13 protein-coding genes and 1 pseudogene are annotated in these 11,014 nt (G+C 71.3%); 9 read left to right on the top strand and 5 right to left on the bottom strand.

Going from position 1 to position 11,014, the window contains the following annotated elements:
• The first annotated feature begins 65 nt into the window (after nucleotides 1-65).
• Both LCE31_RS29375 and ppgK read left to right on the top strand, forming a co-directional pair.
• Nucleotides 66-1,064 (top strand): 4-hydroxy-3-methylbut-2-enyl diphosphate reductase, encoded by a 999-nt coding sequence (locus tag LCE31_RS29375; RefSeq protein WP_225019576.1) that lies wholly within the window; start codon nucleotides 66-68, stop codon nucleotides 1,062-1,064.
• A 202-nt stretch (nucleotides 1,065-1,266) separates the two neighbouring features.
• On the top strand, nucleotides 1,267-2,007 hold the full coding sequence (gene ppgK / locus LCE31_RS29370) for a polyphosphate--glucose phosphotransferase (protein WP_225019574.1): 741 nt from the start codon (nucleotides 1,267-1,269) through the stop codon (nucleotides 2,005-2,007).
• A 23-nt stretch (nucleotides 2,008-2,030) separates the two neighbouring features.
• Here the strand turns inward: ppgK and LCE31_RS29365 are convergent, their stop codons facing one another.
• The gene (locus tag LCE31_RS29365; protein ID WP_374118585.1) at nucleotides 2,031-2,654 is read right to left on the bottom strand and encodes a DUF6542 domain-containing protein; all 624 of its coding nucleotides are present in this window, start codon (nucleotides 2,652-2,654) and stop codon (nucleotides 2,031-2,033) included.
• A 227-nt stretch (nucleotides 2,655-2,881) separates the two neighbouring features.
• On the opposite strand from LCE31_RS29365, the gene ychF reads away from it, so the two are divergent.
• Entirely contained in the window at nucleotides 2,882-3,970 is a 1,089-nt protein-coding gene (gene ychF, locus LCE31_RS29360; protein WP_225019572.1) for a redox-regulated ATPase YchF, read from the top strand.
• A 279-nt stretch (nucleotides 3,971-4,249) separates the two neighbouring features.
• On the opposite strand, the pseudogene LCE31_RS29355 reads toward ychF, so the two are convergent.
• Nucleotides 4,250-4,822, bottom strand: a pseudogene (locus tag LCE31_RS29355) (Uma2 family endonuclease); the annotation flags it as partial.
• 274 nt (nucleotides 4,823-5,096) lie between these two features.
• On the opposite strand from LCE31_RS29355, the gene LCE31_RS29350 reads away from it, so the two are divergent.
• The 3 genes from LCE31_RS29350 (at nucleotide 5,097) to LCE31_RS29340 (ending at nucleotide 6,471) form a co-directional block, all read left to right on the top strand.
• Complete coding sequence (locus LCE31_RS29350; protein ID WP_225019564.1) at nucleotides 5,097-5,450, top strand: acyl-CoA-like ligand-binding transcription factor; 354 nt, start codon at nucleotides 5,097-5,099, stop codon at nucleotides 5,448-5,450.
• Nucleotides 5,451-5,627: 177 nt separating this feature from the next.
• Nucleotides 5,628-6,146 (top strand): hypothetical protein, encoded by a 519-nt coding sequence (locus LCE31_RS29345; RefSeq protein ID WP_225019562.1) that lies wholly within the window; start codon nucleotides 5,628-5,630, stop codon nucleotides 6,144-6,146.
• Nucleotides 6,133-6,471, top strand: a complete 339-nt coding sequence (locus LCE31_RS29340; RefSeq protein ID WP_225019560.1) for a winged helix-turn-helix domain-containing protein — start codon at nucleotides 6,133-6,135, stop codon at nucleotides 6,469-6,471. Before LCE31_RS29345 ends, LCE31_RS29340 begins: the two co-directional genes overlap by 14 nt.
• A 32-nt stretch (nucleotides 6,472-6,503) precedes the next feature.
• Here the strand turns inward: LCE31_RS29340 and LCE31_RS29335 are convergent, their stop codons facing one another.
• Nucleotides 6,504-7,250 carry a S1 family peptidase gene (locus LCE31_RS29335; protein ID WP_225019558.1) on the bottom strand — a complete coding sequence of 249 codons (747 nt, stop codon included), beginning with the start codon at nucleotides 7,248-7,250 and terminating at the stop codon, nucleotides 6,504-6,506.
• Nucleotides 7,251-7,485: 235 nt separating this feature from the next.
• Nucleotides 7,486-7,959, bottom strand: a complete 474-nt coding sequence (locus LCE31_RS29330; protein WP_225019557.1) for a MarR family winged helix-turn-helix transcriptional regulator — start codon at nucleotides 7,957-7,959, stop codon at nucleotides 7,486-7,488.
• Between the two features lie 152 nt (nucleotides 7,960-8,111).
• On the opposite strand from LCE31_RS29330, the gene LCE31_RS29325 reads away from it, so the two are divergent.
• Together LCE31_RS29325 and LCE31_RS29320 are read left to right on the top strand one after the other, a co-directional pair.
• Nucleotides 8,112-8,483, top strand: coding sequence for a VOC family protein (locus tag LCE31_RS29325; protein ID WP_225019555.1), 372 nt, complete (start codon nucleotides 8,112-8,114; stop codon nucleotides 8,481-8,483).
• A 2-nt stretch (nucleotides 8,484-8,485) separates the two neighbouring features.
• Nucleotides 8,486-9,514 (top strand): DNA-3-methyladenine glycosylase family protein, encoded by a 1,029-nt coding sequence (locus tag LCE31_RS29320; protein ID WP_225019553.1) that lies wholly within the window; start codon nucleotides 8,486-8,488, stop codon nucleotides 9,512-9,514.
• A 111-nt stretch (nucleotides 9,515-9,625) separates the two neighbouring features.
• Here the strand turns inward: LCE31_RS29320 and LCE31_RS29315 are convergent, their stop codons facing one another.
• Complete coding sequence (locus LCE31_RS29315) at nucleotides 9,626-10,051, bottom strand: DUF5997 family protein (RefSeq protein ID WP_225019551.1); 426 nt, start codon at nucleotides 10,049-10,051, stop codon at nucleotides 9,626-9,628.
• 59 nt (nucleotides 10,052-10,110) lie between these two features.
• Between LCE31_RS29315 and LCE31_RS29310 the strand changes: the two genes are divergently transcribed.
• A complete protein-coding gene (locus tag LCE31_RS29310; protein WP_225019549.1) occupies nucleotides 10,111-10,947 on the top strand; it encodes a LysR family substrate-binding domain-containing protein in 837 nt (278 codons plus the stop codon).
• The last annotated feature ends 67 nt before the right edge of the window (nucleotides 10,948-11,014 follow it).

Genomic DNA, 11,014 nt, shown 5'->3' with positions numbered 1-11,014 from the left:
GCCCTGTACTCGCCCGCACCCCCGGCCCCCCCCCGGGGCCGGGGCCCCCCCCGTACGATGGCCGCATGACTGCAACGCCCGACCAGCCCGCGTCGACCGCCGGAACCGGAAAGCGCGTCCTGCTCGCCTCCCCCCGCGGTTACTGCGCGGGCGTGGACCGCGCCGTGATCGCCGTGGAGAAGGCTCTGGAGCAGTACGGCGCCCCGATCTACGTGCGGCACGAGATCGTCCACAACAAGTACGTCGTGAAAACCCTGGAGAAGAAGGGCGCCATCTTCGTCGAGGAGACGGCGGAGGTGCCCGAGGGCTCCATCGTCATGTTCTCGGCCCACGGCGTCGCCCCGGTCGTGCACGGCGAGGCAGCGGCGCGCAACCTCGCGACCATCGACGCGACCTGCCCCCTCGTCACCAAGGTGCACCGCGAGGCCGTCCGCTACGCCAAGGAGGACTACGACATCCTCCTGATCGGCCACGAGGGCCACGAAGAGGTCATCGGCACCTCGGGCGAGGCGCCCGAGAACATCACGATCGTGGACGGCCCCGCCGACGTCGCCGGCGTCGAGGTGCGTGACGAGTCCAAGGTCGTCTGGCTGTCGCAGACCACGCTCTCCGTGGACGAGACGATGGAGACGGTCGACAAGCTGAAGGAGAAGTTTCCGCAGCTGCTCTCGCCGCCGAGCGACGACATCTGCTACGCGACGCAGAACCGCCAGATCGCCGTGAAGCAGATGGGCGCCGCCGCGGACCTCGTGATCGTGGTCGGCTCGAAGAACTCGTCCAACTCGGTCCGGCTGGTCGAGGTCGCCCTCGGGGCGGGCGCGCGCACCGCGCACCTGGTCGACGGCGCGGACGAGATCGAGGAGTCGTGGCTCGACGGCGTCACCACGGTCGGCCTGACATCGGGCGCGTCCGTCCCCGACGTCCTCGTCGAAGGCGTCCTGGAGTGGCTGTCGAAGCGCGGCTTCGAGGACGTGGAGATCGTGAAGGCGGCCGAGGAGTCGATCACGTTCTCACTGCCGAAGGAGCTGCGCAGGGACCTGCGCGCGGAGCTCCGTACGTCCTGAGGACGCACGCGTACATCCTGAGGACGCACCCGTACATCCTTGAGGGCGGCGTGCGCAACGCCCTCAAGGAGGCGTGCGTACGTCCGGCTCCCTGCCCCGAGCGCAGAGCCGGGAGCGGCTGAACCGCCGCCGGCCCCACCACCGGCGGCGGATTCCGCGGACGCGGGCGTGCGCCCCGGCGCCTGGCCTTAACGTGGTGTTCATGAACGTCTTCGGAGTGGACATCGGCGGCTCTGGCATCAAGGGCGCACCCGTCGACCTGGACCGCGGCGACCTGGCGGAGCCGAGGCACAAAGTACTGACCCCGCACCCGGCGACGCCCGACGGCGTCCTCGAAGGCGTCGTGGAGGTCGTCCAGCACTTCGGCTGGTCGGGTCCGATCGGGGTCACCTTCCCCGGCGTGGTGACCGGCTCGGTGATCCGCACGGCGGCCAATGTCGACAAGTCGTGGGTCGATGTCGACGGGGGCAGCCTGATCGGCGACCGGCTCGGCATGCCGGTCACGGTCATGAACGACGCCGACGCCGCGGGCGTCGCCGAGATGACGTTCGGCGCGGGCCGGGACCGCAAGGGCGTCGTGATGGTGATGACGTTCGGTACGGGCATCGGCAGCGCCCTCTTCAACGACGGCGTCCTCGTCCCGAACACCGAGCTCGGCCACCTGGAGCTGCACGGGCACGACGCGGAGAAGCGGGCGTCCTCCAAGGCCAAGGAGGACGAGAAGCTCAGCTACCGCCACTGGGCGCACCACCGGGTGCAGAAGTACCTCGCGCACGTGGAGATGCTCTTCACGCCCGAGCTGTTCATCATCGGCGGCGGCGTCAGCCGGAAGGCCGACAAGTTCCTGCACTACATCGAGGGCATCAAGGCGGAGATCGTCCCGGCGCAGCTCCAGAACAACGCGGGGATCGTCGGCGCCGCCATGACCGCATCCCAGCGCTGACCGCGGGGGAGGCGGGCAGGGCCTCAGCCGCGGCGGGGCCCCCGTACGACGGCGCGCACGGCGGCACCGGGCCGCGCGGTCTCCGCCGCGCGCGCCGCGGCGTCCCGCTCCGCCTGCCGCCGCGCCATCTGCCGGATCTTCCGTACGGTCGCGATCAGTCCGGCGATCAGCGTGCCCCCGTACAGCCAGCCCGCGTGCATCGCGAGCGAGGTGACGACGGCCATCGCCTGCGTGGCGAACCCGCCCGTGCCGCCGGAGACCGGCACCGTCCCGAGGGCGAACGCGATCGGCACCCCGATGGGCGCGGTGACCAGGTCGGCCCCCCGTACCCACAGCGCGGTCGCCGCGCTGACCGGCAGGAACATCACGCCGAAGAACGTGGCGGAACTGCTGAACAGCAGGTTGTCCACGAAGCCGAGGAAGACCATGGAGACCGACGCGAAGAGACCCGCCCCCAGGCCGGTGAGGCGGGGGCTCGGCAGTCCCCGCAGAGCCGCAGCGAGGGTCGGCCCGCGACGGCCGGACGGGGCTGACGCGGCGGGCGCGACAGGCGCCCGGTAGGCGCCGGCCGACTGGGCGACGGCACCGCGCGGTACGGAGAAGGAGGGGGTACGGCGCTGGGATTGACGTGTCCTGTGCTGCTCCACCGCACCAACGTAGGGGCCCGAAGGGGAGGAAGCGGGCAAGGGACACGCGCTTTGGACGACCTTGGCGCTGCGTTCGAGAGCGCGACCGGTGACGCCGCCGTCGCCCCCGCCCGTAGACTTAACAGCTGACATCCCCATCCCGTGCCCGTGATCCCCGCTCTCACCCGTCCCCATCTCTACCTTCGTCCCACCTTCATCCCATCCCCCTCCCACCGGAAGTCGCCACCGTGTCGCTCACGATCGGAATCGTCGGTCTGCCGAATGTCGGCAAGTCGACCCTGTTCAACGCCCTGACCAAGAACGACGTGCTGGCGGCCAACTACCCGTTCGCCACGATCGAGCCGAACGTCGGCGTCGTCGGAGTCCCCGACCCGCGCCTCGGGAAGCTCGCCGAGGTGTTCGACTCGCAGCGGACCATCCCGGCGACCGTCGACTTCGTCGACATCGCGGGCATCGTGCGCGGCGCGTCCGAGGGCGAGGGCCTCGGGAACAAGTTCCTGGCGAACATCCGTGAATCCGACGCGATCTGCCAGGTCATCCGGGCCTTCAAGGACGAGAACGTCGTCCACGTCGACGGCAAGGTCTCGCCGAAGGACGACATCGAGACGATCAACACCGAGCTGATCCTCGCCGACCTCCAGACCATCGAGAAGGTCCTGCCGCGCCTCCAGAAGGAGTCGCGCATCAAGAAGGACGTCCAGCCGAAGGTCGCGGCGATCGAGGAGGCGCAGTCCATCCTCGAATCCGGCCAGACCCTCTTCGCGGCCGGCATCGCCCAGGGCACCGAGCGCGCGGAGCCCCTGCACGACCTGCACCTGCTGACGACGAAGCCGTTCCTCTACGTGTTCAACGTCGACGAGGACGAGCTGACCGACGACGCCTTCAAGGCCGAGCAGCGCGCCCTCGTCGCGCCCGCCGAGGCGATCTTCCTGAACGCCAAGCTGGAGTCGGAGCTCGTCGAACTCGACGACGACGAGGCACTTGAACTCCTCCAGTCGGTCGGCCAGGAAGAGCCGGGCCTCGCCACCCTCGCCCACGTCGGCTTCCGCACCCTGGGCCTCCAGACCTACCTGACGGCAGGCCCCAAGGAATCCCGCGCCTGGACCATCAAGCAGGGCGCGACGGCCCCCGAGGCGGCGGGCGTCATCCACACGGACTTCCAGAAGGGCTTCATCAAGGCCGAGGTCATCTCCTACGAGGACCTCCTGGCCACCGGCTCGGTAGCCGAAGCCCGCGCAGCGGGCAAGGCCCGCATGGAAGGCAAGGAATACGTGATGCAGGACGGGGACGTGGTGGAGTTTCGGTTCAATGTGTAGCCGTCTCATTGCCGCGTGTTAATAGCTTCGTCAAACTTGCAGGCCAGAAGGGGGGGGGCTCCGGCGGGTGCGCCCCCGGATGGGGTGCCGGGCGGAATTTGTGGTGGCGTTTTAGTGGCGCGGGGGGGGGGCGGGGTGGTTTTGCCGGCCCTTCGTCGCCCGCCCGTTTCCCGGGTCTTACTCCCCCCCCCACCCCCCCCCCCCCCGGGGGGCGCGCCCCCCCCCCCCCCCCCCCCCTTCTGCGTTCCCGTCCTGAATTGGTGCTGACTTTTCAGTGCCGCGTGGCGGTGTGAGCTTGTCGAGGTCCAGGCTGATCTCGAAGGGCACCGGGCGCTGGAGGGCGCCTCGAAAGATGCCGGCGGGCGCGTAGGAGCCGGTCGGTTCGTCGAGTTCGTAGACGTGGACGACAGGTGCGCCATCCTCGTCCTCGATGCACCAGTAGTGCGGGATACCGGCCTCCGCGTACTTGCGGAGTTTGACCGTGCGATCGCGATGGGCGGACTCGGGTGACACGGCCTCCACGACGAGCTCCACGTCCTCCGGGGCGTACCAGGTCCGGTCCGGATCGTAGGGCAGCTCCGTCAGCAAGAGGTCCGGCTCGGGACGGTTGCGCGCATCGAGGCGGATCGTCATTTCCTGCTCGACCTCGAATCCGGCCGGCGCCTGCGCCATGAGCGTGGTGGTCAGGGCGGTGACGAGACGGCCGTGCCAGGACCGCTGGGGCGACACCATGAAGACGAGGGCTCCGTCGATCAGCTCGGTGTGGCGCGGTGCCTCGGGGAGGCGGTCGAGGTCCTCCGCGAACCAGCCTTCCGCGCGCGGCGGGCGCATCCAGTCGGGCAGTGCGGTCACGAGTCAACCCTAGCGATCGCGGCCGTCAAGAGGGACGCTGCGCCGCTGATCCACAATCGGCGCGTGAATGTCGTTGGGATACTTGAGGCCGCCTCGCTGCTGGTGCCCGAAGGGGTGTCCACCGATAGTGACATCACCGTTTTCGACGTCTGGGACTAGCTGGCGCACGACGAGTGGGAGGTGGCACTCGACCTGCTCCAGGAGCTGGGTGACGGATGGGCCGCGCCGACGGGTTTCTGGGACGAGCTCGAGCTCGCGGCCAGGATGGTGGGGTTTGAACGGAGCCGCGACGATCCTGGAGACCCAGCTCGTACGCTTCGTCATGCTGATCAGATCCACCCCGTCCCTGCGGGCCTACCAGCGCGACACGGACGACCGGCAAGTCGCCGTGGCCGCCGAAGTCCTGGCCCGGCGAAACGGGATGAGCCCGGACGACCCCGAGCCCCAGGTCGCCGCGGCCGCCCTGCTCGCTTTGTGGCCCGTCCAGTTCCGGGCGCTGCGCAAGCACCTGAACCTCGTCCGGACCCCCGAGGAACTGCACGACGTGGTCAGCGCCGACGTCCAGCGCGCCGCCCGACTCATCGACACCGGACTCAACTCGCTCACTCCCGGTCCGCTCGGCCGGTGAAACAGCCTCGGCCCGGGGTCCTGGTGAGCGCCATCGCGGCTGTCGTGACCGCGCCTGCCCGCCCGCGCCGTACCGCCCGTGTCCATGCCTGACGTTTGACAGCCTCCTTCTGGGAAACTAGTTTCCTATCAGGAAAGTGATTCTGGTCGAGCAACATGCAACGTCGAGGAGGCAGTCATGACCGGACAGCCCACACCCGCCGAGGCTTCTCGTGCCCTGCGGGAGGTCGAGCGGCGGCGGGGGGAGTCGCTCGGCTCCGCGCGGGATTCGCGCTGGGTGGCGATTCTCTTCGGTGTCGCCGTTTTCGCTCTGCTCGCGGCGCCCGACTTCTTCGGACAGGGCGTCGAGTCCGTGGTGAACATCGTCTTCACCGCCGTCGTCGTTCTCTACGCGGTGCTGCTGCGCAGCAGGCGCGGGTCCGCCGTGCTGGGGCGGCGTACCAGGGTGCGGCGGGACGCGGTCTCGCCGCGGTTCGCGCTGTGGAGCAGGGTGGTCATCCTGACGGTGATGGCCCTCGGCATCGTCGCCGCCTTCCTGCCGCACTCCAGCCTGTCCTTCCCGTACGCGCGGACCATCGCCGGCGCCGTGCTGGGCGCGGTCCTGATCTTCTTCGGGGACCGTCTCCAGAGCGCTCTGGCCTCTCTCGCCGCGGGTGCGGAGCACGGACGATCCGGGGCGCTCGATGGATCGTCCTGACTTCGACCCGGTGCTGCTGGACCCGACCCGCCTGTCGATCGTGTCGCTGCTCGTCGGCACGGAGTGGGCGGAGTTCGGCTGGGTGCGCGAGGCGGCGGGGCTGTCGGCGTCCGCGCTGTCCAAACAGGTCACCACGCTGGGCTCGCACGGATACGTCGAGGTGGAGAAGGGCTACGTGGGCAAGCGCCCCCGTACATGGCTCAACCTCACCGCCACGGGCCGCGAAGCCCTGGAGCGCCAGGTCACGGCGTTGCGGCGGATCGTGGACGACTCCAGGGCGGAGGGCCACCGGGCGCCGGCCCGGGATGCCGGACCCGGTCAATGAGGCGGGCGCCGTGGCCGTAGCGTCCGGTCCTCCTAGTCGCGGATGACCGAGCGCAGCCAGGAGAGTTGCTGGGAGACCTCCCCGGCCCCGGCCGTCTTGTCCCGGTCGGAGCTGTCGAAGACGCCGACGAGGACCTCCCTGCCCCGCGGGGCGATGCTCATCACCGGGCCTCCGGAATCGCCCCCCGCGGGGATGCCGGCGCCCTTCTTCGCCTCCTTCACCATGCAGAAGTCCGAGCCGCCCGGGACGCTGAAGCCGTCGCACTCGGGGGCGTCCGGCCGTACCACCCGCAGATCCGCCTGCTTGAGCACGGGGGATTGGCAGCTGTTCTCGTCTCCCGTGCAGGTGGCGCCCCAGCCGTACTGCCGCACGGTCTGGCCGGGCCGGACCGGGGTGGTGGCCAGTGACGCCGTGCGGACCTTCATCGGCGGGACCTTGACGAGCATCATGTCGGCGCGCGCGCTGCCCACGCGCTTACCCGGCACCGGGCGGACCGTGGTGCCCTTCCGCATGTCGAGGCTCCCGACCCGGAACGAGATCCGCTTGTCGGCGACCGGCTGTCCCTGCTCGAAGAAGCAGTGCGAGGCGCTGACGATCCACCGGGGGCTGATCGCCGTCCCGGTGCACTCCGGTTTGCCGTCGAGGAGCACGCGTACGGCCCACGGGCCGTAGGTGCTCTTCGATCCGCCGACGACGGCGGAGGCCGGCGCGGCCGACGCCACCGTCCCCGCCACCAGCAGCACGGCGGTCAGCAGGAGTACACGGGCTCGACGCACCATCCGGAACAACTCCTCTTTCTCGGGGCCTGGGTCGTACCGAGGATGAGACGCCGAGCCGCGCCGGAGGGTTCGCGCGGTGCGGGCACGCGGACGCGTGGACACAGGATTCTCACAGGGACCGTCGCGCCTTCGCGACCTGTTCGAGCGCCGTGGCGTCGTCGCTGGGCGCGCGCCGCCGCCGGACACACGCCACGCCCCTGCCCGGCCGCGCGGCGGGCGGGCGCGGCGCCGGTGTTCAGTCGCCGAGGGCGTCCGCCATGGTGTCCAGGTCGGCGAGGAGGGCGGCGAGGCGGCGTGCGGGAATCGCGTCGATCATCTGCCGCTCGATCGCGTAGACGGCGCTCCGCGCCGCCCGCAGGCGCGTGCGGCCTTCCTCGGTGAGGTGCGCGGGCAGGGCGCGGCCGTGGTCGGTGGTGGTGGCGCGGGTGATCAGGTGGGCGTCCTGGAGGCCGCGCAGGACCACGTTCATGGACTGGCGCGTGACGAACGTGCCGCGTGCCAGCTCGGCGTTGGACAAGCCGGGCCGCTGGTCGAGGAGTTCGAGGCAGGAGTACTGCGGCACGGTCAGGCCGTGCCGGCGCAGTGCCTTGTCCATCGCGCCGCGCAGTGCCGACGCGGCGCGTTTGAGGCGGTATCCCACGTGCTCCGTGACGTCTCGCGCGGGGTGCGGTGGAGGTGCGGGCGGAGGTGCGGACTTCCGGTCTTCCATGTCAGGATTTTGACATGAGGCAGGGCTCTGCGTACAGTCGTTCATGTCAAAGTCCTGACATTGGGAAGGCCCTCGCGGGCTCCCGGCAGCCTGCTCCGGGCAGCCGCGGCCGGCAGGACTGTGCGATCGGCAACGACCATCGAGGAGGACCCATGAACGCCACCGTCGAGGGACCGGACTTCATCGCCCTGCAGGTACGCGACGTCGAGGCGGCCGCCGCGTTCTTCGAGAAGCACCTGGGGCTGAGGCGGGCGCCCGCGTCCCCGCCCGGCGCCGTGGTGTTCCACACCGAACCGGTTCCCTTCGCCGTGCGCGAGCCGCTGCCCGGCGTCGATCTCGACGCCGTCGAGCGGCCCGGCCTCGGGGTCGCCCTGTGGCTGCGCACGTCGGACGCCCAGGAACTGCACGACCGTCTCGCTGCCGACGGGGTGCGTGTCGTCGCTCCGCCCACCGACAGCCCGTTCGGCCGGATGTTCAGCTTCGTCGGCCCCGAGGGCTATGTCCTCACGGCGCACGGAGGCTGACCATGGACCCCGTGGCGCTCGACATCAGGCCGTCGGGGCCGTTCTCCCTCGCGGCGAGCGCGCGCTTCCTCGGGGACTTCACCCCGGCGGGCCGCTCCGAGGCGGCGGACGGGCCGCTCCGCCTCGCCTTCCCCGCCGACGACGGCCGCACGACGGTCGCCGCCCTCGTACGGCAGGACGGGGCAGGCCCCGACGGGACCCGGCCGGACGGGACGCGGCCGGGCGGGACAGGGAGACACGGGGTACGGCAGGAGGCGGACGGCGCTGCCGCGCACGCGGTACGGGCCGAGTTCGTCACGTACGCCGATGGCCCGGGAGATACGGGGGAGGGGCTCGCGACCGCCGGGGAGGTGCGCGATCAGATCGCCCGTATCCTCTCCCTCGACGTCGACGGACGCGGCTTTCCCGCGCTCGCCGAAGGGGACCGGGTGGTGGCGGGCCTGATGGCGGAGTTCCCCGGGCTCAGGCCGGTGTGCTTCCACTCGCCGTACGAGGCCGCCGCCTGGTCGATCATCGGCCAGCGTGTCCGTATGGCCCAGGCGGCAGTGGTGAAGAACCGGCTCGCGGAGCGGCACGGCCGGCGGGTCGTGGTCGCGGGCAGGACCCTGTACGCCTTCCCCGTACCGGCGGTGCTGCGTACGGTCACGAGCTTTCCCGGCCTGACCGGGACCAAGATCGAGCGGCTGCACGCCCTGGCCGAGGCCGCCGGCGCCGGGAGGCTGGACGCCGCGCGCCTGCGCGGGATGCCCGTGGACGACGCCCTCGCGGAGCTGCGCGCGCTCCCCGGCATTGGCCCGTTCTCGGCGGAACTCATCCTCCCCCGGGGCGCCGGGCACCCCGACGTCTTCCCGCGCCACGAACGGCGCCTGCACGCCGCGATGGCGGAGGCGTACGGGCTCGGCGAGGCCGGCTCGAACGACGTCGAGCGGCTGGCCAGGATCGCCGAGGGCTGGAAGCCGTACCGCAGTTGGGTCGCGCTGCTCCTGCGCGCCCGCGCGGAACACATGGTGGGGATCGCGCCCCGCGCGTGAGGCGGGCCCGGGGCGCGGAGCCGCCCGCCGGGCGCCTCCGGCCGCGATCCCCGCACGGCCGGGCGGGACCAGTGGAGGATCAGGAGATCAGATCAGCGGATGGTCAGGAGGTCAGCCGCGGGAGTCGTCCGCGCGAGCGGCCTCTGCCGCGCGGGCCGCGGCCCGCTCCTCGTCGCGCGCCTTGATACGGGCCGCCTCCTCGCGGACCTCCACCTGGGTGGCGCGCTCGCGGCGGAGCCACTGGGGGCACTCCTGCTTCAGCGCCTCGATCTGCTCCGTGGTGAGCGGCTCCGTGACACCGCCCCTGGCGAGGCCGGCGATGGAGATTTCGAGCCGCTCGGCGACGACCGGCCGGGGGTGCGGGCCGTCGCGGCGCAGCTCCCGCAGCCACTCGGGCGGGTCGGCCTGCAACGCGTTCAGTTCGCCGCGCGAGACGACGCCCTCCCGGAACTCGGCGGGGGTGGCTTCCAGGTAGACACCCAGCTTCTTCGCCGCGGTCGCGGGCCTCATGGTCTGGGTGGTCTTGTGCGACGTCATGGTGTCCAGCGTAACGAGCGCGTGCGCCCCTCCCGACCACGGCCGGTTAACCTGGAGCGGTGACCGGCCAGGACGTACCTCCCTCTTTCCGGCTCGCGTACGTTCCAGGCGTGACGCCCGCCAAGTGGGTGCGGATCTGGAACGAGCGCCTGCCCGGCGTCCCGCTGACGCTCACCGGGGTGTCCACCGCGGAGGCGGCCGGGGTCCTGCGGGAGCACGGAGCCGACGCCGGATTCCTGCGGCTGCCCGTCGACCGTACGGACCTCAGCGCGATCCCCCTCTACACCGAGACGACCGTGGTCGTGGTCCCGAAGGACCACCTCGTCTCCGCCGTCGAGGAGGTGACGGTCGAGGACCTGTCCGACGACATCGTGCTGCACCCGCTGGACGACGCCCTCGACTGGGAGCGGCTGCCTGGCCGCCCGGCGATCGAGCGGCCCGCGACGACGGCGGACGCCGTGGAACTGGTGGCCGCGGGGATCGGGCTCCTCGTCGTCCCCCAGTCACTCGCCCGCCTGTACCACCGCAAGGACCTCACGTACCGCCCCGTCACCGACGCCCCCCAGTCGCGGGTCGCGCTGTCGTGGCGGGAGGACGAGACCACGGAGCTGGTCGAGCAGTTCATCGGCATCGTCCGCGGCCGTACGGTCAACAGCTCACGCGGCCCGACGCCGCCCTCGTCCGCCGCGGGGTCGAAGAAGCCCGCGGAGTCGAAAAAGCCCACGGGGTCGAAGAAGCCCGCGGCGCAGGCGGCGCGCAACGCGGCGGAAGGCAAGGCGGCGTCCGCCGCGCGCAAACCGGGCCGAAGGAACGCGGGCGCCCCGAAGACCGGCAATCGACAGACGGGCAATCGGCAGACCGGCAACCGGCGGGGAAGGTCGGGGAAGCGGTCCTAGGCCCTCTCGTTTGGATCTTGTCGGGCTCGCGTGCCCCGGCACCTCCCCCACCCTCCGGGCGGGGGCC

It is taken from the genome of Streptomyces sp. 8L, from assembly GCF_020176795.1.
In the GTDB taxonomy this organism is placed as follows: Bacteria; Actinomycetota; Actinomycetes; order Streptomycetales; family Streptomycetaceae; genus Streptomyces.
This window is presented reverse-complemented; position numbering and strand designations above follow the sequence as displayed.